26 protein-coding genes and 1 tRNA gene are annotated in these 26,800 nt (G+C 37.7%); 17 read left to right on the top strand and 10 right to left on the bottom strand.

Annotation, left to right across the window (positions count from 1 at the left end; translation table 11 throughout):
- The first annotated feature begins 4 nt into the window (after positions 1–4).
- Genes rfbA through rfbD form a run of 3 tightly spaced genes read left to right on the top strand, consistent with a single transcriptional unit; the run spans position 5 to position 2,302 of the window.
- Positions 5–865 carry a glucose-1-phosphate thymidylyltransferase RfbA gene (rfbA, locus tag SJY44_RS00135; protein ID WP_298929731.1) on the top strand — a complete coding sequence of 287 codons (861 nt, stop codon included), beginning with the start codon at positions 5–7 and terminating at the stop codon, positions 863–865.
- Between the two features lie 3 nt (positions 866–868).
- Complete coding sequence (gene rfbC, locus SJY44_RS00130; RefSeq protein WP_298929728.1) at positions 869–1,417, top strand: dTDP-4-dehydrorhamnose 3,5-epimerase; 549 nt, start codon at positions 869–871, stop codon at positions 1,415–1,417.
- Between the two features lie 15 nt (positions 1,418–1,432).
- Positions 1,433–2,302, top strand: coding sequence for a dTDP-4-dehydrorhamnose reductase (gene rfbD, locus SJY44_RS00125; protein ID WP_396590762.1), 870 nt, complete (start codon positions 1,433–1,435; stop codon positions 2,300–2,302).
- 150 nt (positions 2,303–2,452) lie between these two features.
- Here the strand turns inward: rfbD and SJY44_RS00120 are convergent, their stop codons facing one another.
- Both SJY44_RS00120 and SJY44_RS00115 read right to left on the bottom strand, forming a co-directional pair.
- On the bottom strand, positions 2,453–3,931 hold the full coding sequence (locus SJY44_RS00120; RefSeq protein WP_396590761.1) for an alpha/beta fold hydrolase: 1,479 nt from the start codon (positions 3,929–3,931) through the stop codon (positions 2,453–2,455).
- Between the two features lie 166 nt (positions 3,932–4,097).
- Complete coding sequence (locus SJY44_RS00115) at positions 4,098–5,198, bottom strand: DUF4407 domain-containing protein (protein ID WP_396590760.1); 1,101 nt, start codon at positions 5,196–5,198, stop codon at positions 4,098–4,100.
- A 274-nt stretch (positions 5,199–5,472) separates the two neighbouring features.
- Between SJY44_RS00115 and SJY44_RS00110 the strand changes: the two genes are divergently transcribed.
- Positions 5,473–6,675: an NAD(P)/FAD-dependent oxidoreductase gene (locus SJY44_RS00110; protein ID WP_396590759.1), complete on the top strand. Its 1,203-nt coding sequence runs from the start codon at positions 5,473–5,475 to the stop codon at positions 6,673–6,675.
- A gap of 52 nt (positions 6,676–6,727) precedes the next feature.
- On the opposite strand, the gene SJY44_RS00105 is transcribed toward SJY44_RS00110, so the two are convergent.
- Complete coding sequence (locus SJY44_RS00105) at positions 6,728–8,116, bottom strand: dipeptidase (protein ID WP_396590758.1); 1,389 nt, start codon at positions 8,114–8,116, stop codon at positions 6,728–6,730.
- Between the two features lie 96 nt (positions 8,117–8,212).
- Between SJY44_RS00105 and SJY44_RS00100 the strand changes: the two genes are divergently transcribed.
- From SJY44_RS00100 to SJY44_RS00065, 8 genes are all read left to right on the top strand, one after another.
- A tRNA-Leu gene (locus tag SJY44_RS00100) sits at positions 8,213–8,294 on the top strand.
- 540 nt (positions 8,295–8,834) lie between these two features.
- The gene (locus SJY44_RS00095) at positions 8,835–9,962 is read left to right on the top strand and encodes a hypothetical protein (protein ID WP_396590757.1); all 1,128 of its coding nucleotides are present in this window, start codon (positions 8,835–8,837) and stop codon (positions 9,960–9,962) included.
- A gap of 4 nt (positions 9,963–9,966) precedes the next feature.
- Complete coding sequence (locus SJY44_RS00090; protein WP_396590756.1) at positions 9,967–10,365, top strand: nuclear transport factor 2 family protein; 399 nt, start codon at positions 9,967–9,969, stop codon at positions 10,363–10,365.
- Positions 10,366–10,578: 213 nt separating this feature from the next.
- Positions 10,579–10,935, top strand: a complete 357-nt coding sequence (locus SJY44_RS00085; protein ID WP_396590755.1) for a LytR/AlgR family response regulator transcription factor — start codon at positions 10,579–10,581, stop codon at positions 10,933–10,935.
- A 111-nt stretch (positions 10,936–11,046) separates the two neighbouring features.
- Positions 11,047–11,895, top strand: coding sequence for a DUF6503 family protein (locus tag SJY44_RS00080; protein WP_396590754.1), 849 nt, complete (start codon positions 11,047–11,049; stop codon positions 11,893–11,895).
- 66 nt (positions 11,896–11,961) lie between these two features.
- Positions 11,962–12,723 (top strand): trypsin-like peptidase domain-containing protein, encoded by a 762-nt coding sequence (locus SJY44_RS00075; RefSeq protein WP_396590753.1) that lies wholly within the window; start codon positions 11,962–11,964, stop codon positions 12,721–12,723.
- Between the two features lie 158 nt (positions 12,724–12,881).
- Positions 12,882–13,751, top strand: a complete 870-nt coding sequence (locus SJY44_RS00070; RefSeq protein ID WP_396590752.1) for a DUF2911 domain-containing protein — start codon at positions 12,882–12,884, stop codon at positions 13,749–13,751.
- 10 nt (positions 13,752–13,761) lie between these two features.
- Positions 13,762–14,628: a tetratricopeptide repeat protein gene (locus tag SJY44_RS00065; protein ID WP_396590751.1), complete on the top strand. Its 867-nt coding sequence runs from the start codon at positions 13,762–13,764 to the stop codon at positions 14,626–14,628.
- A 257-nt stretch (positions 14,629–14,885) separates the two neighbouring features.
- Here the strand turns inward: SJY44_RS00065 and SJY44_RS00060 are convergent, their stop codons facing one another.
- From SJY44_RS00060 to SJY44_RS00050, 3 genes are all read right to left on the bottom strand, one after another.
- Positions 14,886–15,173 (bottom strand): YdhR family protein, encoded by a 288-nt coding sequence (locus tag SJY44_RS00060; protein ID WP_396590750.1) that lies wholly within the window; start codon positions 15,171–15,173, stop codon positions 14,886–14,888.
- Between the two features lie 252 nt (positions 15,174–15,425).
- Entirely contained in the window at positions 15,426–16,151 is a 726-nt protein-coding gene (locus SJY44_RS00055; protein ID WP_396590749.1) for a LytR/AlgR family response regulator transcription factor, read from the bottom strand.
- Entirely contained in the window at positions 16,148–17,254 is a 1,107-nt protein-coding gene (locus SJY44_RS00050; protein WP_396590748.1) for a sensor histidine kinase, read from the bottom strand. Before SJY44_RS00050 ends, SJY44_RS00055 begins: the two co-directional genes overlap by 4 nt.
- Positions 17,255–17,397: 143 nt before the next feature.
- On the opposite strand from SJY44_RS00050, the gene SJY44_RS00045 reads away from it, so the two are divergent.
- From SJY44_RS00045 to SJY44_RS00030, 4 genes are all read left to right on the top strand, one after another.
- Positions 17,398–17,772 (top strand): hypothetical protein, encoded by a 375-nt coding sequence (locus SJY44_RS00045; RefSeq protein ID WP_396590747.1) that lies wholly within the window; start codon positions 17,398–17,400, stop codon positions 17,770–17,772.
- A gap of 54 nt (positions 17,773–17,826) precedes the next feature.
- The gene (locus tag SJY44_RS00040) at positions 17,827–18,525 is read left to right on the top strand and encodes an outer membrane beta-barrel protein (protein WP_396590746.1); all 699 of its coding nucleotides are present in this window, start codon (positions 17,827–17,829) and stop codon (positions 18,523–18,525) included.
- Between the two features lie 12 nt (positions 18,526–18,537).
- Positions 18,538–19,587 carry a S1C family serine protease gene (locus SJY44_RS00035; protein ID WP_396590745.1) on the top strand — a complete coding sequence of 350 codons (1,050 nt, stop codon included), beginning with the start codon at positions 18,538–18,540 and terminating at the stop codon, positions 19,585–19,587.
- 93 nt (positions 19,588–19,680) lie between these two features.
- Entirely contained in the window at positions 19,681–19,839 is a 159-nt protein-coding gene (locus tag SJY44_RS00030) for a hypothetical protein (RefSeq protein WP_396590744.1), read from the top strand.
- Positions 19,840–20,289: 450 nt separating this feature from the next.
- Here SJY44_RS00030 and SJY44_RS00025 read toward each other — a convergent pair whose 3' ends face one another.
- From SJY44_RS00025 to SJY44_RS00010, 4 genes are all read right to left on the bottom strand, one after another.
- Positions 20,290–21,597, bottom strand: coding sequence for a DUF6624 domain-containing protein (locus SJY44_RS00025; protein ID WP_396590743.1), 1,308 nt, complete (start codon positions 21,595–21,597; stop codon positions 20,290–20,292).
- Positions 21,598–21,667: 70 nt separating this feature from the next.
- A complete protein-coding gene (locus SJY44_RS00020; RefSeq protein ID WP_396590742.1) occupies positions 21,668–22,486 on the bottom strand; it encodes a helix-turn-helix domain-containing protein in 819 nt (272 codons plus the stop codon).
- A gap of 255 nt (positions 22,487–22,741) precedes the next feature.
- A complete protein-coding gene (locus SJY44_RS00015; protein WP_396592104.1) occupies positions 22,742–25,243 on the bottom strand; it encodes an ABC transporter permease in 2,502 nt (833 codons plus the stop codon).
- Positions 25,244–25,280: 37 nt separating this feature from the next.
- Positions 25,281–25,970: an ABC transporter ATP-binding protein gene (locus SJY44_RS00010; protein ID WP_396590741.1), complete on the bottom strand. Its 690-nt coding sequence runs from the start codon at positions 25,968–25,970 to the stop codon at positions 25,281–25,283.
- Between the two features lie 71 nt (positions 25,971–26,041).
- On the opposite strand from SJY44_RS00010, the gene SJY44_RS00005 reads away from it, so the two are divergent.
- The gene (locus SJY44_RS00005; RefSeq protein ID WP_396590740.1) at positions 26,042–26,728 is read left to right on the top strand and encodes an arylesterase; all 687 of its coding nucleotides are present in this window, start codon (positions 26,042–26,044) and stop codon (positions 26,726–26,728) included.
- The last annotated feature ends 72 nt before the right edge of the window (positions 26,729–26,800 follow it).

The raw sequence follows: 26,800 nt of genomic DNA, 5'->3' as shown, positions 1-26,800 counted from the left end.
ACACATGAAAGGAATAATTTTAGCAGGAGGATCGGGAACACGCTTGCACCCCATTACTTTAGCGGTGAGTAAGCAACTGATGCCCGTCTACGACAAACCCATGATCTATTACCCACTTTCAACGTTGATTGAATCGGGAATCTGGGAAATATTGATTATCTCAACCCCACATGATTTGCCCATGTTCCAGCGCTTGTTGGGCGACGGCAGAAAATACGGATGCAAGTTTGAATATGCGGTACAAGAACACCCCAATGGTTTGGCAGAAGCTTTTATCATTGGTGAAAAATTTATTGGAGATGACAAGGTAGCCTTGATACTTGGAGACAACATCTTCTATGGAACGGGATTAGAAGAATTATTACAATCAAACAACAATCCAGATGGAGGAATCATCTATGCCTATCATGTTACCGACCCAGAGAGATATGGAGTGGTTGAATTTGATGAAGATGGCAAGGTAATCTCGATTGAGGAAAAACCAACAAAGCCAAAATCCAATTACGCGGTACCAGGAATTTATTTTTATGATAATGATGTGGTAGAAATAGCAAAAAATATTCAACCAAGTAAGAGGGGAGAGTTGGAGATAACAGACATTAACCAAGAATACTTAAAAAGAGGTAAGCTTAAAGTAAGTATTATGGATAGAGGTACGGCTTGGTTAGATACAGGAACTTTTCAATCATTGATGCAAGCTTCACAATTTGTTCAGGTCATAGAAGAAAGACAAGGCCTTAAAATAGGTGCCATTGAATCTTCTGCTTACAAAATGGGATTCATAACCAAAAGTCAATTTAAAAAATTGACAGAACCATTTTTAAAGAGTGGTTATAGCAAACGATTATTAGAAGCTTTGACATAAAGTATGGAAGTTTATAAAACGGAAATAGAAGGTTGTTTTATTATTGAGCCCAAAGTGTTCGAGGACAAAAGAGGGTATTTTTTTGAAAGCTACAACCAAGAAAAATTTGAAGTATTAACTGGTGCAAAACCATTTTTTGTACAAGACAACGAATCCTTTTCTTCAAAAGGAGTGCTTAGAGGGTTGCATTTTCAAAAAGGAGAACATGCTCAAGCTAAATTGGTTCGCGTCTTGGATGGAGAAGTTTTAGATGTAGCTGTTGATATAAGACCTGAGTCCAAAACCTTTGGACAAGTGGTGTCGACATTACTTTCGTCAAACAATAAAAAACAAATGTTTATCCCAAGGGGATGTGCCCATGGTTTTGTAACTTTAAGCGATACAGCGAAGTTTTCCTATAAATGCGATAATTTTTATAATGCAGCATCAGAAGGAGGGATAATATATAACGACCCTACATTCAATATTGATTGGATTTTAGCAAGTGAGGATTTGATCATTTCTGAAAAAGATAAATTTTTACCTGTCTTTAAAGAGGCAGTCCCCCATTAATTTTACAAGCATACTATGAAAATATTGGTTACCGGCGCATCTGGACAATTGGGAAGTACCTTTAAATCACTAGTTTCTGATGGACATACAAAAGATTTGGATTTTGTATTTAAATCCTCTTCAGAATTGGATATCACGGATTTTGATGAGGTACGACAGGAGCTTGTTTCTTCAGACTATGCTTATTGTATTAATTGTGCAGCATTTACAAATGTAGACAAGGCGGAAGCTGAGAATGATTTGGCGTACAGGGTAAATGTTACGGGAGCTCGTAATTTGGCCATGAACTGTAATGAAAGTAAAACTGTTTTAATCCATATCTCTACAGATTTTGTTTTTGATGGATTCCTGAACACCCCATATTTAGAAGAAGATATTGCTAGGCCCATTGGGTTCTATGGTGATACCAAGTATAAAGGAGAACGCGCAATTATTAACAATGTTGAAGAGCATTTTATTATTAGAACATCCTGGTTGTACTCAGAATTTGGGCACAACTTTATGAAGACCATGCTAAAGTTAGGAAGTGAAAGAGATGAACTTTCTGTAGTCTATGATCAAGTTGGGACTCCAACCTATGCTCTGGATTTAGCCAATGTAGTTCTTCATATCGTAAAAGCGCACAGCATAGAATACGGAGTTTACAATTATAGCAATGAAGGTGTTGCTAGTTGGTACGATTTTGCCAAGGCTATTTTTGATAACTACAAAATCAACGTTGATTTAAAACCAATTCTTTCCACGGAGTATCCTATGCCCGCTGAACGCCCAAAGTTTAGTGTTCTGGATAAGTCCAAGATCAAAAATACTTTTGGTTTGGAGATTCCGCATTGGAAAGACAGCCTTACCGTTGCTTTAAAAGCATACTCCAAAATTAATATCTGATTTCACCGTTCTATTGCCGTCCTGAGCTTGCCAGCACTGAGCTGTCATCCTGAACCTGTCGAAGGAAAGGTGCAGTGTCGAAGGAAAAGAAGTTAACCTATGCTTTGAATCAAAATTGAAGGGCACTTATCGGTCTAGTATAAAACCGTTTCAATGGATTTTATACGTTGTTGGCGGCAGTTTAAATGGCCCTGGCTTCATCTCATTAAAACATTCAGTGTCTAATTGGTCTTCTTTTCCTTCAAAATAGGCAAGAATATAGCGGTCGTAACATTCGATATCAGAGAGATCTCCTAGCATATGTGCCATATATGGAATGATAATGTGTTGACTGTTTGAAAGGTGTTTTACAATTTCAGTACCTGTCTCTGGAGGAAGGGTAGGATCAAAGTGACCTGAAATCAGGAGAGTGGGAATATCAGAAACAACCGCAATAAGGTCTGATGATTTTGAATGTTGCACTGGCCAATGATCACAAGCGTATTTTCTTGTTGCAAACACATAATCACCTAAGAATGATTCTTTTTCACTTTCATCGTAATTTCGCAAAGCCACTGGTAAATCCTCCGCACAAATGTTGGAGAACCATAACCCATCAGCAAAAAAGTAATTTGTATCGGTATTGGTAATATCCATCACTTCAAGTAGTGGCGTATAATTTCCTGTAAAGGCCTCATGAACCAAATAGGGTATTTGAATATACTGGTCATCGCTGTAAAGCATTTTTGAAATTTTATATGCAATTGGGGGCCATGTTAATGCTACCCTCTGTTCTTTCCCATTCCATTGTATGCTTTGAACAACCTTAGTGGTCTTAATCCTGTCCATAACCACTTGGAATTCATTCCTGAAATATGGATAGTTTGAGAAGCACAGACTGTCGGCCTCACATAACTTAAAGAGTTCATTTAAAGCTCGCTGACTATAGCTGCCACGTTTCGAAACGTATTCGAAATGAGGGGCATCAGGGGCGTGTAAGGCCACACGATGAATAGAATTTGGATAACGATCCATAAACATCAACGAAACCTTTCCACCAAAAGAAGTACCCATTAAATTGATTTTGTCATATCCCAACCATTGACGAACAGCCTCTAGATCATCAACCATATACTTTGACTGATAGAAATTAAAATCTACTGAATCTTGATATTTCTGAATACAGGCTTCAAGTTTTGCCTGTGGAAAAGGATGATCAAAATATTCTTGCGGAGAATAATTGGTTTGGATTTCATCGCAATGCAGAGGGTTCGACTTACCTGTTCCTCGAGCATCAACATATACTATGTCATGATAACGTCTGTAACTTTGGTCAATTTCTGTATAAAAATAGCTCTGATTGCTAGCAGGTGCACCGGGTCCACCTTCTATAATAAATATAGGCTCCATCTGGCTATCTCTGACAATTGCCGGTGTTACGGCCACAAAAAGGTTGATTTTCTTCCCTTTCTGCTCATCACTATTTTCAAAGACCTGAAATGTTCCGACAACTAGAGAGTCCTTAAATCCTTCTGGTTGATAATAGGATAATTTATCAAAAATTTTCGGTTCTTGATTCCTCTTGGAACAACTGAAGCAAGTGATCAAAAAGAGTAAGAATATTCCAATTCCAAGTTTAAATGTTCTCATATTGCTCAAATTACCGCCAACTAAAAGGATATGAATCCGTTTTATCGAATGATTTATATTATCCTACGATAAGTGAAGTTAACGGATTTCAACTTAAGATTCAATGGCAAATTGAGAGACGTAGATTGGGGATGAACAAATTAAGAAAGTTCAGTCTCAAAACTAACTACAACCCCTTTATCTGCACTTTATGAAATGAGTCAGCCTGAAGTTTGAGCAATTCTTCGGCTTTTTCTTTTTTGTAACGATACAACTCTTCCTCGTTTTTGATATCCTCATAAATTTTTTGGTTGAGCTCCCCATCAGTGGAAAACAACAGTTTGCGTTGCGCTACTTTTTGGGTTACCCAGGTAGCAACTACACTTTCTTGCTCTTCAAACTTATAATCATATTCGCCTTTTGGTGCCAGAAGTTTGGCGATGATAGGGGCCGTTTCAATAGCTAGAAACAATAGGAAAATAAAAAAGGAAGGTAACCAAGGTAATTTGCCCAATGCATTGATGCGAGCCATAAGTCCATCAAAACCATCTATTATGGGCTGCGAATTCGTTACTGCTGTAGTATAATCTGAACCTAGATTTGCAATTTGAGTTTCTATTACGCTTATCTTCTTTGCATTGCCCTCTTTTAATTGTCTTAACTCAGCCAAATAGGCATCATGTTTTTCTCGCTTTTCCTTATAGACGGGTCCTTTACCTAAAAGCTTAGTTCCGGCGGTGCCTTCTGCTTCGGAGATATAAGTATCATAAAGGGCATTGGTTTCTGCTTCTTTAAGAGCAACTTCATTTTTTAATCTTGAGACTTCCTGGTTTAAACTTTCAATTTTAGGATTGTACTGTAAAGCTATCTGTTCTTGATTGGCCAATGTCATTGTATTTTTTTCTTCCAAAAGCACTTGGTTGATTTCCTTTTCAAAAATCTTCATTTCAAGAGGTTTGGAAATTACAATGGCGATAATGATAGCGAGAATAATCCTTGGGGCTGCCTGTAGCAATTCACTTTTGAAATTATCGCGTTTTTTTATGGTTGAAACAATATAGCGGTCTAAATTGAAAATCAACAGACCCCAAATCAATCCAAAGAAAATGGAAGCAAATACATTATCAAAAACAGTATAAAGAGCATATCCACTGGCAATAAATGCCATTACAGCAGTAAAGAAAACAGTAGCGCCTATGCCAGCATATTTGTTACGTTCCCCGTTGGAACAAGTTTCTAAAATCTGGGTATCTGCTCCTGAGCAGAAAATAAAAAAGCGTTGTAACATGATAGTGTTCGTTTGGTTCTGATTGACTATTAGAACGTGGTGTGAGTGCATTTGTTACACCAAAACCTTCAAAATCATCATTTTAACGTTTATTTATAGACTGAAACATGTTGGATTAAAAGACCAATACTTTATTCTTTTGTGGGATTTGACAATACGTAAAACAACTTTACGGATGAATATTTGAAAACTTTTAAATTATTGATTTAGTGTAACTTAGGTTACTTTTTTTGGTTGAAGTTTGGCGTAACTTAATGTCATAAAACAAGAAGACATGACAACCACAGTAGTAATTGGTGGAAATTTTGCTGGAATGACCGCCGCATTGGAAATAAAACGAAAAGGAAAGAAGAATCACAAGGTTATCGTCATTGATAAGTCACCACTTTTTTTGTTTATCCCGTCACTTATTTGGGTGCCCTTTGGTCGGAGACAGGTTAAGGATATCTCGTTCAAAAAGGATGAAATATTTTGGAAGAAGGGTGTTGAGTTTGTTCAGACCGAGGCCTTAAGTGTTGATCCAGATAACAACATCGTCAAAACTATGAAAGGTGATTTCACTTATGATCATTTGGTCATTGCAACAGGGCCAAAGGTAGATTATGAGGTGGCACCTGGGGTAAAGGAACACGCGCACTACATTGGTACGCCCAAAAGTGCTATGAAAACCAAAAAAGCCTTGGAAGAGTTTATGAAGAATCCTGGGCCCGTGGTGATTGGAGCCACCCAAAATGCAGGATGTATGGGAGCGGCCTATGAATTTCTCTTTAACATTGAAAAATGGCTCCGCGAGAAAAAAATCAGAAAAAAAGTGGACTTATACTGGATTACTCCTGAAACGTATCTTGGTCATTTCGGCATTGATGGTATGCCGGGAGGTGAAACCATGTTAAAATCTTTCATGAAAATGTTCAATATCCAGTATAGGACAGAAGTAGGTGTTGTTGAAGTAACTGAAGATAGCGTTACGTTGACATCCGGAGAAGTATTGCCCAGTTCTTTCACTATGCTGATGCCTCCTTTTGTTGGGGTCGATTTTGTAGTTAACTCACCGGTACTCAATCCAACTAGCAATGGTTATTTGCAAGTTGGTGAAGATTATAGACATCTTGATTGGCCCAATGTTTGGGCGGCTGGGATTGCCGTTCAGGTAGATTTGCCTTTCAAACCAGGTAAGGTGCCTTTTTCGGGGCCAAAAACCGGATACCCATCGGATGAAACTGGAAAGATTGTTGCGGAGAACATCACTCGGGTAGTTAAGGGTAGGTCTAAATTGCGAAAAAAAGCTTGGGGCAAAATTCCAGGAATCTGCGTTATGGATGCAGGCAAAAAAGAGGTCATTATTGTGAGTGACCGTCTATTTAAACCTCGTAATTTCGCCATCATGATTCCAAATGTATTCTACGACTTTTCAAAGGTTTTGTTCGAGAAATACTTTTTGTGGAAAACCCGAAATGGGTATTCACAATTGCCTTGATTGTTGGTTGATTGAAAAAATCCACTCAATTTGAGTGGATTTTTTTAGGTTATTATGTGGACAGTTCTGTATAATATTTATAAAAGTATGGAATGGTCTCAATACCCTTCAGATAATTCCAAACTCCAAAGTGTTCATTAGGGGAATGAATGGCATCACTATCCAGCCCAAAGCCCATTAAAATGGTCTTACTTTCTAAAACTTGTTCAAAAAGGGCAACGATAGGAATACTTCCACCTGTTCTTTCTGGTACAGGTGTTTTATCAAAGGTAGTTTCGTAAGCTTTAGCTGCCGCTTGATACCCTAAGCTATCCATATTGGTTACATAAGGAAGTCCGCCATGATGTGGTGTTACTTTTACTTTTACACCTTTTGGAGCAATAGATTCAAAATGTGTGGTGAACAACTCGGTGATTTCATCAGGGTCCTGATCAGGAACCAAGCGCATGGATATTTTTGCATAGGCCTTGCTGGCAATCACAGTCTTTGCTCCTTCGCCAGTATATCCACCCCAGATTCCATTAACATCTAAAGTAGGGCGAATGGAATATCTTTCCGAAGTTGTAAATCCTTTTTCACCTTGGACATCGTCTATATCCAAAGCCTTTTTATAATCATCCAAATTAAATGGTGCTTTTGCCATTTCTGCGCGCTCTGCTGCTGAAACTTCCTCAACCCTATCATAAAAACCAGGAATGGTAATATGGTTGTTTTCATCATGTAATGAGGCAATCATTTTGTTTAAAACGTTGATGGGATTGGGTACAGCTCCACCATATATTCCGGAATGTAGATCACGATTGGGGCCTGTAACTTCGACTTCTACATAGCTCAATCCTCTTAATCCGGTTGTTATTGAAGGGACATCATTTGCTATCATTCCTGTGTCGGAGATAAGAATAATGTCATTTGATAATTTTTCTTTGTGTTCAGTAAGGAAATCCGCCAAACTATCGCTTCCAACTTCTTCTTCACCTTCAATCATGAGTTTTACGTTACACGGTAAAGCATCATTTTTTATCATGAATTCAACAGCTTTGACATGCATGTACATTTGCCCCTTATCGTCACAGGCACCTCTTGCAAAAATCGCACCTTCGGGGTGCAAATCAGTTTTTTTGATAACGGGTTCAAATGGAGGTGATGTCCATAACTCGATTGGATCCGGTGGTTGAACATCATAATGTCCGTAAACGAGCACCGTGGGCAGGCTAGGGTCTATTATTTTTTCCGCATAAACAACAGGATAACCTTTGGTTTCACAGATTTCTGTTTTATCGCATCCAGCAGCTTTAAAGGATTTCTCAACAGCCCTGGCGGTTTCCAAAACGTCTTGGGAAAAAGCGGGATCCGCACTAATTGAAGGTATTTTAAGTAGTTCAATCAATTCAGAAATAAATCGATCTTTATGAGTGTTAATGTAATCGTTGATCTGTTCCATGTAAAGTTTTAAAAGGGCACTAAAAGTACAAAAAACAAGTTTTTAAAAAGAGAGTATTTGCAAATCCGAAAATTGAATTATATTTGCACTCCTTTTGCGGGCGTGGTGGAATTGGTAGACACGCTAGACTTAGGATCTAGTGCCGCGAGGTGTGAGAGTTCGAGTCTCTCCGCCCGCACTGCAAGGCTTAAGCCGACTTTTAGGAGTCGGCTTTTTTAGTTTTAGTACAACATTAGTACAACAAAGTTTAAAAACGGACTCAAAAATTTCCTGAAAACAATATCAATTGAATCGATTTGCATTCATTTGACCAATTCATTAAGTGCGTGTGTGTTTTTTTGTATAAACTCACCAGGTCCCGAATCTAGGGACATTTTCTTAGTAATTTAAGTTCTTAATGTTGGCCTTCCGGTGGACGTTGGGAAAGTTTAAAGATAGGTGGGATTATTTACATGTATATATGGTCCTAACAAACGCTCGTTTTATGAATCTTTAAAAATGGGCTGAATTCTCAATCATAATGCTCCATATACAGTGTTGTAACGATTCCAATATTGTGAATACTCCCTTTGAGCGTGTATTGTCCACCTTATAAGTTAAACAAGTGAATTCAATTCCCAAGATCAACTGGAAAAAAGAAGCCTTTAATGATTCACGTCATTTTTCAAGTAATTGACGGTCAGTATATTTAGTGCTAGAATCTAAAAAAACAGCACTAATGAAAACTATAGCTATTTTGTTTATATTACTTTGCTCTATGGTCTCTTTTGGCCAAACAGAACATGAAGGTGAGATCTTAATTGATAAGGTACAACAGGATGATGCCTATCGCGCCGGAGAAACTATCATAGTGAATGCTGTGGTACAAGGAGACTTGGTCATCGCCGGAGGAAAACTCATCGTTAATGATAGTATTAACGGAGACCTGACGGCAGCTGGAGGAGAATTATTTCTCAACAGTTATATAGCAGATGACGTTCGTATAGCGGTAGGAAGGACTACTATTGACTCTGAAGTAGGTGACGATTTAGTCATTTTTGGTGGGGAAGTCATCCTTACTGAGAATGCTAAAGTACATGGGAACCTTAAATGTTTTGCCGGTAGCATTGAAATAAATGGCGAGGTGATTGGAAAGCTCGACATTAAAGGCGCCGACGTTTTTATAAATGGAACAATAAAAGAGACTTCAAAAATTACATCAGATGAAATTATCATCGGACCTAACGCTAAATTCTATAAAGAAGTTCAGTACTATCATGGCAAGGGCGAAATTGATTTTAATGATGCGCTGGTTAATACGCAAGCACAATTCAATGAAGATCTCAAGGAAGATGCTACGCAACTATCTTTAACAACCTTTGGCACAAAATCATTATTATCCTGGGTGAAATATATCTTAACAGCACTCCTGGGAATTCTTGTTTTTCATGCACTCTTTAAACACGCTTTTTCAAAAACTGTTGAAGGCTTAGAGAAAAACTGGCTTAAAAGTTTTGGCTTTGGATTGGTTTACCTAGTAGGTATTCCTTTATTAATTATTGTGGCGCTGCTCATGATTATTGGCATTCCGTTAGGTCTATTCACAGCGGCTATATTTATATTTAGTTTGCTTTTCGGTCAATTAATTGCTGGATTATTACTGGCCTACTATTTAAAGTATAAAAAGGATATGAATTGGGGCTTTTGGAGTACTACATTCATTGCCTTAGGATTTGTCCTCTTAATGCGTCTGCTTACCACAATACCCTATGTAGGAATAGTTGTCTCTGTTGTTATACTGGCAATTACTTATGGCGCATTGACCTTAAAAGTGATTCGCTCTAAAAAACAACTAGCAAAAAATTAGAATCATGAACAAAGAACATCCAAATATTGAGGTTTTAAAAAGACTTGATCTTACCAACTTACCAGCAAGTGCCGAAGACTTTTCCGAGGACTTTGTTTGGCATTATTACAACCCTGAATTGCCCGAAGTAGAAGGAGACTATTTAGGCCTCTTAGGACTGAAGGATTTTTTCGAAATATTGGCTGGTCGCACTAGTGGTTCCTTTAAGGTACATCCCTTATCCATAATCCCTATGGGTAATGAATTAGTCATTACACATGTTAAAGACACCATGATATTAAAAGGAAATCAAATGGAAATTGACGCTATTGTAGTATGGTGCATTATTGATGGTAAGATTAAAGAGGCTTGGGATATACCTATTATTCCTACCGCAAAAATGATAAAAACAATAAAGGAATAATTATGAAACTAGTTGAGGTAACACCCGAAAATGCGATAAAGGAGACTTTCTTTTGCATAACGGACTATCTTTTTTAAAAACTTTGCAAAACCCTCCAATGGTTATCGTTACAACGGCCTATCCAAATTATGCCATTGAAGCTTTTGAAGAAGGGTAACGGATTATCTGGTAAAACCTTTTTCTTATGAACGCTTTTATAAGTCGCTTTCCAGAGTGCGTTCGCTATTAACAGAACAAGAAAAGGATACTAAAAATCAAATCTTTCTATACGCGGACAAGGCTATTTATAAAACCAATATAGAAGATATTCTCTTTTTAAAGGCGGAGGTAGATTATGTAAATGTAGTCACTGTGGAAAGAGAAGTACTAGTGTTAGACAGTCTTCAAAATTGGTCTGAAAAGCTACGTCAGTTTAACTTTAACAGAGCGCACCGTTCTTATATCATTAATCTGGATCAGATAGAAAAAGTTTCTGGAAATCAAGTTTTCGTAAAAGGTAATATCCTTCCAATTGGTAGAACCTATAAACAAGATTTTTTAGAGGCTTTACGGAAGACAGGGCTTTTTTAAGTTCGTCTACAGTTGTCAACTTTCCAGCTACACTTATGCAGTGCATAGCCACTCCAATAAAACCGAGAACTGAATTGTTCTATTTTTCAGCTTCAAAACAATCAGTAATCAATGACACAGCGAAAGTCCTTTTTGATAGCCTTACTAATTTCAACAACCCTAATCGGCTGTAAACAAGCTGATAAGCAAGTGGTAGCAGAAAAGCAAGTTGAGAACCCTCAAATTGACTTTACAAACCCTAAAGATATACTCGCCGCTGTGGAAGCTGCGCATGGTGGATGGAATCATCTGCGCAGTAAAAATGATGTGGAATACCATTATGAGTATACCGTTCCGCAAGGTAAAGCTGATATCTCTACAGAACGCTACATATTTGATGCTGAAATCTCATTTGGTCACTATACACGGCACGAAATAAATACTATGCCAAATGATGAAGGAATTGTGACACATCTTTTTGATGGTGAAAATACAACCATAACGCTTAATGGGAAAACTGTTGCCAATGAACAAACTATTTCGGTTGGTCAATTCGTGAGACGTGCCAATTATTTTTGGTTTGTTATGTCTTATAAATTGAATGACCCTGGGACTATTGCAAAATATTTAGGCAAAGAAATTTATAATGGTATTGACTACACAAAGCTAGAAATCACCTATGACGCTGAAGTAACCGGAAAAGAAAAGAATGATGTTTACATTCTTTACGTAAATCAGGAAACACAGCTAATAGACCGGTTTTATTTCTCACTTCCTTTTCTTGGTATTAACGCACCTGTAATTTTGGCCGAATATGAATATGAGGCTATAGAAGGTCAAAAAATAGCAGTAAACCGAAACTACTTTTTGCCTGATACAAAAGGTGCATATGTTCAATCACCGAGCATAACACAAACACTAACCCAGATTAAGTTCAATAATGGGTTTACTAAAGAGAATATTCTTTCAGTAAACAAATAGGAATCAATCTTCAGAAGAACTAAGTAAGTACTTGATATATCTTAATTAGCAACCCAATACATCAAAATGACATTTACAGAGATTTTAAAATTTAAGAATGCGTTAGTAGTTGTAATAATTACGTTGGTAGTTATAAGTTGTTCAACAACTAAAAGCTTAAAGGAAACTCCAATTGGCCTTATCAATAGTGTTTCTTATCAAGATTCATCATTTGATAATTCAAATGCGTCAAATGGTTTTCTAGTGGCATTTGATGGTAAAAGCTATGCTATTACAGCAAAGCATATTTTGATGATAGCCAAGACCGATGAAATGAAATTTGTTGACTTTGAAGGAGGTTTGAAGCAGTGGAAAATGCACCCGAAGAATGATAGCACAAAACATATTATTACCGACAAGTTATTGAATACAAATAAAAAAGACTCCCTTACTTGGAACTATATGGATACCAACTGGGATACTTATGAAGATTGGTTAGTTTTCTCGGTGAAAGAAAACAAAACCAACCATACCCCATTATCCTTAAGGAAGAAACCACTAAAGAAAGGAGAACTTTTATACGCAGTCGGGTGGACTTATAAAGATACAGTTGGATCACAACGCGCTTATGAATACAAATTCGATGCTACTGAAGGAAATTTTCATAACCTAATACAAATAAGTGGCCCCAAAAGCTTAGGAGGCTTAAGCGGAGCGCCCGTAGTGGATAATCAAGGAAAAATTGTCGGTTTGGTCTCTTCTGGTGGAGAGGATGAAAACACAAAAGAAGTGTTGCTTCAAGCGACCGATATAAAACATGCGTTTGAATTTATTTCAAACATAGAATAATAGTAATCCAAAAAAACACAAAGGGTTATCTGAAAAATCAAAACGATTTCAAAGACTAAAGCTAAATGAAGTTCAATTATCAGGGCTCTTGAGCGTCTGTACCTTCTAGTTTACATCATTAATAACGAAATATTTTAACAATAAACAAATTGAGAATTATGAAGGTTTATCTTTTACTATTGCTAACACTATCTGCGGTCGGGTTGGTAGCCCAAACGGAATTCCCGTCACTCAGTCCAAAGGGAAGTATTGAACAAAAAGTTGGAATTACAACAATTTCAATAGCATACGAACGCCCCATAGCCAGGGGGCGTACCATTTTTGGTGAACTTATACCTTATGGAAAACTATGGCGAACGGGTGCAGGTAATGGCACAAAAATCAAATTTGATGATGCTGTAGTAATAGACGATACAGTATTACCAGCGGGACAGTATTCATTGTTCACCATTCCAGACAAACAAGAATGGACAATAATTCTAAATAGCGATCCAACTATTTATGGATTGGAAGGTTATGACAAAACCAAAGATGTAATTCGTTTTAAAACGAAAGCAAATATATCTAACAGGTATTACGAATCATTTACAATTGATATTGATTTAGTAGCCGCCAATGCAGAATTGAATATTTCTTGGGAAAATACCCGTGTGACTTTCGAAATCAAGACACAAACCGATAAGCGTCTGATGAAAATGGTCAAAGAAGAATACTTGTCAGGTAATGTCGAGGATCCAGATTTACTTGCTGTAGGCGCCGACTATTACTACTTTTTAAATACAGAATTGGAAACTGCGCTAAAGCTGATTAGTAGAGCCATAGATTTAAGAAAAGTATCGTGGTTTTATAATCTCAAAATCGATTTATTAACAAAGAGAAAACAATATAAAGAAGCACTTAAAACCCTTAAAACAGCAATAGATTTTGTAAAGACTAATCCTGAAAATTGGACTGATGAACGGCGACTAATGGTCTCAGAGGCACATGCAATAAAAATGAAGGACTTATTGAGTAAAATTAAAAACTAAAATGTTAGATATGAGAAGTAAAAAGTATATGGTTGTATTGTTAACAGCAGCCAATTTATTGAGTTGTCAAGCCCAGAAAACAGATCGAGAAATTGAAGACGAGTTTGTTGAAAAATACGCTCCAAAAGATTTGAATACACATGGATTCACCCTCGCAGTAGATTCAAAAGTTCCCGAAGTACATCAACTTTTTAATGATTTGTCAGCAAACTTCTATTTCTATGGGGATAAGAGCGAGTTTGAAAAGAAAGCCGCAAAAGTCAAGGAGCTAGATCCCAATTATCCAAGTGGGGTTTTAATGGGAGGGTTTTATGAACAAGACCCAGAAAAATATAAAGAAAAGGTAACTAAAGCGTTTGAACTATCTAAAAAATCGAATCTAAAATCAGAACGAGATATAATGCAAGCGGAGTATTCTCTTTTAGTTGAAGAAGATTATGATAAAGCAAAAAAGTATTTTCAAAAAGTAGTGGATATGTATCCTGATAGCGCTGCTGCTATTTGGTCCTTAGGTATGGCATATTATTATAATGATGAATTGGATGAGGCATTTGAATGTTATAAAAAAAGTACCGAATTGATTCCGAATCTTCCTAAAGGTTATGAGTTTATGTCTGCAGTGCTTGCCTGGAAAGGAGATAAAGAAGGAGCATTAGAGTATTTAGAAAAAGCAAAAAAATATGGTGCAAATGCTAAAAATGACATCTATTTTGCCGAGTTTGAACATATTGTTTACTACAACAATAAACTTTATGACAAAACAGTAAAGTCTATTGAAAAAGCATATAATTATGGAGAACATTTTAGGAATAGTGAAAGTCTAAAAAAAACCTATGAACTTTCAAAAAAGAAGCTAGATTCCATACAGGCACTATAGCCTTAGAAATTAGTATAACTAGTCGAAAGACCATCTAACGGTTTGTGTATGATTAGTTGCGGGATGGTTCGTTGGAAACATTCTGCTGTTGCCTAAGATAATTAATGCGTGTGATTTTCCGAAGTGAAAATCCGCAGCAATTAATTATACACGTTGTTACAAACCGTTTTTATTTTTTCATTCCGATTTTCACGCTCTCATTTTCACATTCCGATTGTCGAATTCCGTTGCATTCTGCCATTAAATTCCGATTTTTTTCATTTTCTTAATTGAAAAAGAATATCCATAATTTCAATATTCGGAACTTCATTAATTTCATATGCTTCCGGAATACTTTTGGCTAAATCAGATTGTCGATAAGATTTCAGTGATTCTGGAGAATCCCAAACATAAATTCCTCCATATTCACCAGACTGATCAGTCTTTACATAGTATTTTTGAATGAGCCCTGGGATGGCTTGAAATTGAGGTTCTCTTTCCTTTGCTCTTTTTAATAATTCATCTTCGGGAAGATTGGATTTCAATTTTATAATTTGTAGGATCATGGTAGAGAATTTAATTGTTTGTAACAATGTTATATAATAACAAGTTACTATATACATCAAATTTAAGAAATATAGGTGCTAGTAGTTATATTCCTATTATATCTATAATCATTTGAACTTTTGGGACCAATTCAGATATAAAATGTTACAGTCCCTCTAAACGCCCCTAAGATAAAACCGTTTGGAAAAATCAGCAGAGTCCTGAAAAACGTTCTTTTAATGGTACACCTATCTTTTTAAGTAATCCCAAAATCAGTCCCCCAATAAATTGAGCTGATCAATTAGCTTAAGGAATTCGTCTCGTTTGTTTTTACTCACTACGGCCGTATGATCTTTTAATCTTACCATATTACCATAAATACTGTCTATATGATTGATATTGACAATGTGAGAACGATGTATCCTGTGAAAATTGGCAGGAAGCAGTTCTTCTAATTTACTCATTGACTGCAACGTCATAATTTTACGATCATGAACGGTAATTAGCTGTACATAGGGACCTTGACCATTAATGACAATAATGTCCTGAAATGCGACGCTGATGATTTTACTATCTGCTTTAATAAATAGTTTGTCCGTAGGCTGAGCTGGTGATGTAGTTAAGGGATAATCGACTTTTGAATCTTTGAGTGAAATAGCTTTGGTGACCGCTTTATAAAACCGGTCGAAATCTATTGGTTTTAATAAATAGTCTATAACATCCAGTTCGTAACTCTGAACTGCATACTCGGAATATGCAGTAGTAAGTATGGTAGCTGGCCTGTTTGGTAGGATTTTCAGAAAGTCAAGACCTGTAAGATCTGGCATTTGTATATCGAGAAACAAAACATCTATACTATCCTTTTTAATATGGTTGAGCGCTTGCAGTGCAGAACTACAGGAAGCCACCAATTCCAACTCAGGGACTTTACCAACATAATCCGAAAGAATCTTTCGGGCAATATGTTCATCATCGACAATTAGACATTTCATTTTCATAATGTAATCTTTAGGTCTAGTTGATACACGTTATTTTCCCTGGTTATATCAATTTCGTGTTTCCGCGGGTAATTGGCCTCTAGAAGTTTTAGTGAACCCGTAAGTCCGATTCCTCTACGATGCATCGTAATTTCCCCGGCTTCTTCCTTAAAGGTATTTTCTGTTCTAAAACTAAGTTCGTTTTTTTCCACTTCCAAACTGATCTTGATCCAACCTTGGGGATTGGTTTCCCAATCGGAGTGTTTAAAACAATTTTCAATAAAATTGATAAGAATCATAGGCGCAATTTTATTGTTATCCGTAATTCCTGCATGATAGAAATCCACATTGCGGGAATCTTCATGTTTAAGCAACTGTATGCTCAAATAGTGTTCTATAAGTTCCTTTTCTTTGGTCAAGAGTACTTTGGGCCGATCACAGTCATACAGTAAATAACGCAACAGCTTGGATAGCTTTGAAATCATTTCAGCGGCCCTTTCATCTCTCAGATAGGCAAGACCGTAAATATTATTTAACGTATTGAACAGAAAGTGGGGGCTTATCTGACTTTTTAACAATTTCAGTTCGGCCTCGGCCTTTTCCGCTTTGTGCTCGATCTTCTGAACTGCACTCAGATAATAGACATGTGCAACGCGAATACTGGCCATATAAATTATCCCCAGTAAAACCATTAAAATCCATAAAGCTATCCTGACTGATTTGGGTGCATATTGGTCACTGATTTTTGCTAACCCAAGCACTTCACCCATGATTGAGTGCGCATAAATTCCGATTATAAACAGAATGATATTGGTAGTAATCAACAACCCCAGTCTTCGATTGATGTTCCCTTCTCTTGACAAGTATTCAGGAAATAGTTTAAATCCAAAAATCCAAATAATCAAAGAGCCAAAAACAACATATGTGACCAGATAGTATATGGTATCCGTAAAACTTCTCTGATAACTCAATACCAAGCTGATGACGATATGCATCCCAAACCAAAGAATGTATGGCCCAACTTTGAGAAATCGCTCTGTTTTGGATAATGCTTTGCTCATAAGCACAATATTAGCATCACCCTCTATTATTTCATAATCAAATGAATGAAATGATGATTTCATAACGCGAATTGTTCGTTTTGGTGATTGAAAGGCTTTGTAGCCCTCAACATCCATTTGGTTGATTTATACAGGCGTTTCGTAAATCTTTTTTGCTACTGACCCATAGTCGAAATAGTTTCGCCCCGTAATCAAAAAATATAATCATGAGAAAAAATATGAATCACTTTATCACAATTGCCTTTTTTGTCCTATCCACCAACCTATTTGCACAAGATAAGCAAGATCAACAAGATGAAATAGTTGCTGTTTGGATTACAGCAGAGGAAACAAAAGTAGAAATTTACAAAGAAGGTAATGTATACCTAGGTAACCCGATAAATTCGGAGGGAGAGCGAAACATGGAAATCGAAGTACTCAACTTGGAGTATAAAGAAGGGAAATGGGTAGGAAAGATATATTCCAAAAAAAGAGGAAGATTGTTGGATGTAGAATGTCAGGTAGAAAGTGACAAACTTCTTCTTGAGGTAACTGCACGCTTCATATCCGCAGATCTAGAGTGGAGCAGAGCTAAATCTTAAAACCCGTTCCAGATTTAAGTTTTACCGTAACAAGTTTTCAAAACTAACTTTAGCATGAACAAATACATTTTTCTGATTGTTTTTTCCATGACCACAGCCCTAGTTATAGCCCAAGAAAGCAAGTATTATTTTGGAATTTCCTATGGGAAAAGTTTTCCAATTGGAGATTTTGCGGCTGGTGATATCACTAATTCCGATGCTGGTTTTGCAGAAAGCGGAAGCAAGTTGGATTTCTATATGGGGAGTGTTCTAAGCGAAAGGGTGATTTTTACCTTGACTTTTCGTTATCAGAATTTTGACACGGATATTCACGAATTGGTTAAAAGCTTGGAAGCAACGAATCAAGGGATAATTTTGAATGGTAATTCCGATGCATGGAAAATCCATTCTCTTCTTGCTGGAATTGAATACAAATTAAATATTGGAAGAAAATTCAGTCTCTATCCACGTATCGGATTGGGTCCTATGCTGGTTTCCAATCCAGAGTTTTCAATAACGGATACTGATGAGAATACCAATACAGGAGTGAATCGCTCTAGTGAGACAGGTTTCGGGCTAGGTTACGAATTTGGGATTGGATTTAAGCGTGACTTAGGAAAAAGCTTTTGTCTCATGCCGACTTTTACTTTTAGCGGTGGTTTTGTCACAATCTCCGATGTCGATACAACGGTCGATAATAGGAGCATCACTTCAAATTACCAACCCAAGATCATCACATTCAACTTAGGGCTCTCGCTAGCTTATAAATTTTAAGACAACAATAGAATGAATAAAATGAACTCATTTAGTACAGCAAAAAAGCCTATCCATTATATCGTATTGTTTCTTACAATGGGCAGCGCTAATGGGCAAGATATAGCATCGCTTTACAAACAAGTAAATACGTCGGTTGTAACCATTCTGACCGAATCCAAAGTACTTAATGAAAAATATCAAAAGGTAATCGATGATGGTATCGGCTCAGGTGTCCTAATTTCCAAAAAGGGCGAAATTTTGACTGCCGCACATGTCGTTAATGATGCAGAAAAAGTCACCGTTAAATTTACAAATGGGGAAGAGATCCCTGCTAAAGTAATTAGGTCGGCACCCGTAGCGGACATCGCATTGTTGAAATTATCATGGATGCCCAAAGACTATGAAGTGGCAGAGATAGGTGACTCGGACAAGGTTTTGGTGGGAGAGCAGATTATTATCCTCGGTGCCCCTTATGGTTTGGAACACTCCCTTTCCGCAGGCTACATTAGTGGCAGACAAAAGCAAAAAACAAGAACTTCGGGATTTGTCATCAACGAATACTTTCAAACAGATGCCTCCATCAATCAAGGAAACTCCGGTGGACCTATGTTCAACTTACAGGGAGAGGTAATCGGAATTTCAAGTTACATCATCACAGAATCCGGAGGTTTTCAAGGTCTGGGCTTTGCGGCTACTTCAAACTTGGCCAAAAAACTGGTCGTTAATGGCAATAGAAGATGGACCGGAATTAGTGGTCTTATCCTAGATAAAGAACTGGCTTGGATGTTAAATGCTCCTATAAATGGGGGTCTGCTTGTCGAATCTATAGTTCGATTTTCGCCTGCATACTTTGCGGGAATCAAAGGGGGTTTTGAAACTAGTACCATAGGAGAAGAACAATTGATTTTGGGAGGAGACATTATACTATCGGTCAATGGGTTTCCATTGACCAAAGAAGCTTTTGAAAATGTGGATAGTGCCATTGTAAAAGAATCGGATTTCTATAAAAAGAAAGAATTTGTGTTACAAGTTTTGAGAGGAGGAAAGACGGAAGAGCTTACGATCAAATTCAAACACTAGAATCTGCAACTTAAAAAATAGTATCCTCTATTGTTCAATCCTTGGATAGGATTCTAAGAACTAAATCATTTGATAAATCAAAACATACAAATCATGGAACTAAATACAAATCAGTTAAAGTTTCTAAAAATTAATCAGTTTGGCGAATCATATAGTGCTTCTCTAGTCGACAATAAAGAATTTGAAATAATCAAAGGGTATGGTAGTACAGTAGTTGAGGCTATAAACGATATGCATGATAATTTAATATAGTTGATTCAGATTGCACTTTTAAGGCGTTTGTACAACGGTTAACGCAACTCAAATTTGGTGAATATAATTTTAAAAAATTAGGGGGTTAAGTCTAATATTGAAAAGTAAATATTAATAAAATCCAAGATTATGTAAAGCTTTTTAGTCCTTTAAAACAGCTGGTTAATAGTACTGATAAAGGAAAAGGCGAAGTCTCAGAAAACCTTGGTTTTAGGGAACTATCAAAAAATAGCCGTCAACGGTTTTGGCTATAATACTGTTGTGGGCTTGGAGCAGTTTCGGAAAAGGCTGCGGTACAAAGTACAGGAAGGAGATGAAATGTGCCATTCAGCCGTGCATCGGAGAACCATGTTGATTTATTACCCCATGGTGAAGTTGGTGAATTTCTCGATAGATTTTCTGGGGAACAACATCTAGCGATGGATGTACAGCCGTTGTTTTACATGGTTTTTATATACTCATTTTAACTAGCCTTTTAATTTCTTCCCATTCGTTTTGACTATGTAATCGATCAAATTCATCCTGTTCTAAAATTTCAACTCTTTTGTCCCACTTTCGCCAAATCAAAACTTTTAGGATACTCAAACAGATATGTTGTGAACGTTTGTTATTTAATTGGGCAAGCAGCATAGAAGCATCATAAAGTTGTTCATTATTTATGTCTCCATAAGCAGAAATAGCTTTTGCAATACAAGTGTTGGCAGAATCAATCTTTTTTAAATCTATAAAATTTTCAAATTTTTTGTAATTCACTTGTGCTTTCTCATGTGATGATTGGATTGCCTCTTGAGAAGGTGGAGTGTATTCAAATCCATGGTAAATTGCATAAACTTCTATTGGTTCTAAAAGCCCTAACTGAGATCGTTTTTTGTTGACACTGGCAGGATCTTCGATAGGATAAGGAGCACTTTCACCCATGCTTGTACCATATTTCTGCTTTTGCCAAGTTTCCCTTGCTATCCGGTCTTTTAATTGTGCGTAATGAATCGGATCAACATCACCTTTTTCCGTGGCTTCCTTTATTAAAAGCAAGCATTTTGTTTTGAAGAAAATATCGGGGTGATGTTGAGGGATGCCCCATGCAACTTTTGAACCCTCTTCACCCACTAATTTGTTTCCAGGCCAACCATGGATACTAATAATACTATCTAGTTTATTTTTGTTTATTTCCCATCGATTTTCAACAGGTATAAAAAGCCGGCTATAGTCCCCGTCCGTTGCTGTACTATCAAGGGATTCTACATTTTTTTCATATTGAGCTAGTACTTCCTGATCCTGTGCCCAAAGGTATTTCAACATTTCTAACAGTTCAGGGTTCTGAATGGTTTTTTCATATTCTTCTTGTTTCTTGTTCACTTTTGAAATTAACGCATCCCATCTAGGATCATTATGTAATGATGAATATTCAGAAATAGAGCTAAGTATGTCAGAATTTTTAAAACCTTCTTCAATAGCTCTTTCAATAGATAGAAATGCTTTTTCTCGTTCACCTTTAGGCGCATAAACCATGGCACTCACCAAATAGTTTTCCAAATTTTTAATTGGCATAAGTTCAGTAGCCTCAAAAATTTGATCGGCCGCTTTAGTACTTCGATCGGTATTAAAGTTTCGATAACCTTCGATCATCAAGCCAACCCATTCCTGGGTATCTTTTTGAATCGAATACTTAGTTTCAAGTTTGTGATTGTTTTTTGTTGCTTGCTTGCAACCAGTAATAACAACTGCTAAACAAATAATTGTTCTAAGTATTCTTTTCATCATCTATCTAATAAAATTAATACCAAAGAAATGATGTAATCCTTAATTAAAATAGAACCAAATTTGCCTCTTATACAGAGCAGTATTTTTTAGGCAAATATCCTGTCATTGATTTAAATGTCCTGATAAAATGACTTTGATCGGAAAACCCACAGATATATGCTATTTCCGTGAGGGAATAATTGGAAGAATGTAAGAAGTTGATCGAATGCTCCACTTTAAGTTTTCTAGTATATTCTCCAAGAGTACATCCAAAAAATTTGCGAAAGTGTTTTGAGATCGTGGTCGGATGAACATGTACTTTGTTTGATAATTCTTTAAGGGAAATATTCTCATTCCAACGATCATTCAATATTTCTCGAACTAAACTCATCCAAGGAGGGAATTGGGCATTATCTTTAGAAACAAGAGCGTTTTCCATAAATGATAGGAATAACATTTCCACTGTGTTTTTTGATTGGACATCATTTGTCTGTGCCTCATTCATTAATCTAATAAATGTAAAAATAGAATCTTGACTTTTCTCAACAGCCAACTGTATGTCCGCTTCAGTATATTCAAGCTTCTTCAAATAGTTCAGATCCAATTCCAAACTTATGTGTTTTGAAGGAAATTGGTCATAAACGTTTTTATGCAATTCATGTGCGTGGTAGTAATTTGCGCTACCGGAATTCCTTCTAATGGACCCTCCTTTACGATATTCAGTATTGCTACCATAAAGCACAAAACTAATCATGGGTATTTCATGAAAATGCCACACACCGGTCTCTATTGGAGCATCATATGTAGTGATACCGACTAATAAATCATCGAAGCTTGATATACTGAAATGAGGAGCTAAATAATTCCCTTTTTTTAAGGGTACGGTATTTTCGTTTTGTCGATTCAATGCTTTCTAAATTAGGTACAATGTAGTAATACGGATCATATGATGTATATCACGCTATTGTGAGGAACGAATTCATTTCTTATTCGAATATTCTTCCTTTGTAAATGGTGTTATAACCTTTTTTTGAACATTCACATTTCTGATGTTAAATTAACCATGAAAAAGTAACCCCATAACAAAACTTACATGCTTCACGAGATTTCTTACCTCAAGATTCTCAGGTCAGAAATGAGCCTTACTTCATCGTTTCTCTAATTAGCCCCCTTCTTTCCTAAGCACTTCCAATGGAGGACTTTGCAGCACACTTTTACTGTTTAACAAACCAATCAAAAGTACCAAAGCCATAATACTCGGTAAAACAACTAGAAAAGGAACTGCGGAAGGCACAAAGCTAACTTCAAAAACAAATCGTGCCAACAAGAGACTGCCTAATAATGACAATATAATACCGATACTTCCGCCCAATAGCCCTAAATAGAGATATTCAAGTGCTGTAATGCGAAGAATTTGTTTGCTTTTGGCCCCTAAGGTGCGTAACAACACATTTTCCTTTATCCTTTGGTATTTGCTCGTTCGTACCGATCCAATGAGCACAATGATCCCAGTAAGAATACTGAAGAAAGCCATAAAGTTGATTGCCCAAGCTATTTTGTTCAGAATCTCTTCTATAACCAGAAGTATCTGTCGTAAATCGATAATGGACACTGTTGGAAATTTTCGAACGAGGTCACGTTGCAATGCGGCCGATTTGGCCGCATCTGGGGCTTTGGTGGTCAACACATGGAACTGAGGCGCTTCTTCTAATACTCCAGAAGGGAACAGAATCGAAAAGTTAATCTGCATTCGAGCCCAATCCACCTCACGAAGATGGGCCACTTTGGTTTCCATTAATACACCCTGCACATTAAACACAAGTGTGTCTCCAACTTTGACCTGGGCATCGGCTGCAACATTGTTAGACATCGAAATAGGAATCATACCGTTGCCTTTGCGTTCAAGTGGCCAGGTGCCTTCTACTGTTCGTTCTGAGGCCACCAAGGAATCGCGATAGGTAACTCTAAATTCATGGAACAAAACCCATCGATTTTGGGTCGCAGTGGAATCAAGAATAAGTTCACGTACAGGCCGATTTTTGATTTGATTCATCCGCATGGTGATGATGGGAATATTGTTCAATACATCAAATCCCGACGCTTCGATGCTATTGGCCGCAGCAAGTTTTTCATCAGTTTGGACATCCATCAAAATAAGATTTGGGGTGTCCTCCGAAGCTTCCAAGGAAACCTGAGCCAATAAAATATCTTTGGTGAAATAGAGCGTACTTATTAAAAAGGTGCCCACACCTATGGCCAAAATTAAGACCGTGGTCTGGTTATTGGGACGGTAGAGATTCAAGAGACTCTGTCGCGAAGTAAACCCCCAAGACGTTGGAAAATATTTCTTGATGGCTCGCATAAAAAAAGTGGCTACACCTCCCAAAAGCGCAAAGACCACCAAGATGCCGAGAACGAAATAGAGGGCATAGCGAATACTTCCCAATAACCAAAAGGAGAAGGAAAAAATAAATAGAACAATACCCAATACTACCCACAACTGGGCTTTTCGTGATTTTTGATATCCGCTCTCCTCGACCCGCAACACCTGTAAAGGTGAAACAAACCATGTGTTCAATAAAGGCATTAAGGCAAATAATACTGATAACAATACACCCAATATCAGTCCTGACCAAAGCGCATTGGGTACTAGGGAAATCTGAACTTCAAACGGCAAGAATCCTTCCAACAGCAAAGGAAAGGATTGCTGTAGGAGCAATCCACTCAACACTCCAAGAATGCCTCCGAGTAGACCCATACCTGCAATCTGTAGTAGATAGATTAAAAAACTTTGTCTTCGGGTAGCTCCTATGCATTTCAATAGGGCTACCGAACGTAATTTCTCCTTGATATAGATATGTACTGAACTGGCAACGCCTACACAACCCAACAGCAGCGCTATAAAAGCAATAAGGTTAAGAAACTTCCCGAAATTATCATAACTTCTGCCAAGCCGTTTAGCGGTACTGATGTGCGTATCGAGGTCCGCGTTTTCAACATCGAGTTGAGGGTCAACCTTCTCATCCAATGCTGCCAGATCTTGCTCAGGTTCGGCGACAAAATAATAGTCATATCCGATTCGACTTCCCACTTGTATGAGTCCTGTACCTTCCACTGCATCGTAGGGAATAATTACAGGTGGAGCCACAGAAGCCCCTATTCCCGATGTTCCGGGAGCGGAAATCAAAGTGCCCATAATAGGAAACACTGTATTGCCTAATTTGATAGAATCACCTGTTTGCACTCCATGTTGCAACATGAGTGTTGCATCTACCAGAGCACCGCCGGACTTTTGGTAGGTCTGCGCTGCAGTTTCTGGCTTGGTTTCCAGTTCGCCGTAGAATGGATATCCACCTTCAATACCGCGTACTCCAACCAATTTGGCATCTCCGCTTTTTGGAAAAACCGCCATTGAAGGAAACCCTACGGAACGTCCATCAGCCCCTCCGAGGGAATCGATAATGGCCAATACCTTTTCATTAGGGGGTTGGTTACTATCAATGACAAAATCGGCACCCATCAAGGTCTTGGATTGAATGGCAATATTTTCTTCCAGGTTCTGGCTAAAAGACTGGATGGAAACTACCGCAGCTATGCCCAAAATAATGGAAGCCATAAACAGTAGGAGACGACCGCCACTAGCCTTGCTGTCTCGCCAAGCCATTTCCATCCGGCTCCGGATTGCTTTGTTGGAGAATTTATCACGATTCAATCAATACTTCATTCGATACCACTTTCCCACCTCGTAATCGCAATAAACGATTGCATTTTTGTGCCAATTCCAAATCGTGGGAGACAATGACCAAAGTGGTGCCCGCCTCCTGATTAAGTTCGAACAATAGTTGGACGACACGGTCGCCTGTATCTTGGTCGAGATTGCCCGTAGGTTCATCAGCAAATAAAATAGATGGGCTATTTGAAAAAGCACGGGCCAGAGCCACGCGTTGCTGCTCTCCACCAGAAAGTTGGGAAGGATAATGCTGGAGACGGCCACCCAGACCAACCTTACTCAATAGTTCCCTACCGATTATTGCAGGATTTTTTGCTCCCTGAAGCTCCAAAGGGACAATTACGTTTTCGAGAGCTGTCAGGGTGGGGAGCAACTGAAAATTCTGAAAGATAAAACCCACCTTTTCGTTGCGCAATCGGGCACGCTCATCCTCGTTCAAATTTGCTAAATTGGCACCACTCAGTTCCACTACACCGGTATCGGGATAATCAAGTCCAGCGCAGAGACCCAATAGAGTTGTCTTTCCACTCCCTGAAGGTCCTACGATTGCAAAGGTCTCTCCTGCTTCAATACTGAAATTGATGTCATCCAATACCGTTAATTGTTTGGAGCCACTCGTATAGGTCTTCCCTAGGTGCTCAACGTTTAATATCTTTGGCATAACACTTTTGCTTCCTTTTTTCTCAAACTAGGAAAATAGGCAAATGATTTTGATTTTAAGGCCCGTAACCTATGCAAGACCTCTTAAAGTTTCGTTATTTTTTTCTGATTTTATACCTAATTTCCTGTCGTGATGCCCCCAAAAAAGCCTCAGATGTATCAGATGGCAATAGTAATACAGAAAATGTCGCTGCCGAAGAAACCTCCGAAAAAGTGATTTTATTCTTTGGGGATAGTCTTACCGCAGGTTACGGTTTGGAACTGGAAGAGGCTTTTCCAGCGCTTATCCAAAACCGTTTGGATTCGTTAGGTCTCGATTATACCGTAATCAATTCAGGGCTAAGTGGGGAGACCACTTCTGGCGGACGTAACCGTTTGAATTGGGTATTGAACCAAAAGGTCGATGTTTTTGTGTTGGAACTAGGTGCGAACGATGGACTTCGCGGTATTCCCATATCTGAAACCCACAAGAATTTGCAAGCAATGATTGATTTAGTAAGAAAAAAGAATGCTGATACCCAAATTGTACTGGCAGGCATGCAAATTCCACCCAATATGGGCCCAGAATATACTACGGAGTTTCGCAAAACCTTTCCCAAGTTGGCCGAAGCAAATCAAATCGCTTTGATTCCTTTTTTGTTGGATGGGGTTGCAGGTATTCCTGAGCTGAATTTGGAAGACGGGATACACCCTACCCCGAAGGGACATCAAATCGTAAGGGACAATGTTTGGGCGGTGTTACAACAGCTGTTGCAATAGACCACTATTTTTCGAATTATGTAGTTTCTTATTCTTTTAATGAAAAAGATGAATTAAAGTTCAAATAAAGGA

Source organism: Allomuricauda sp. R78024 (genome assembly GCF_044596045.1).
Taxonomy (GTDB): Bacteria; Bacteroidota; Bacteroidia; order Flavobacteriales; family Flavobacteriaceae; genus Flagellimonas.
The sequence above is the reverse complement of the archived record's forward strand: the minus strand, read 5'-3'. Positions and strand labels throughout refer to the sequence as shown.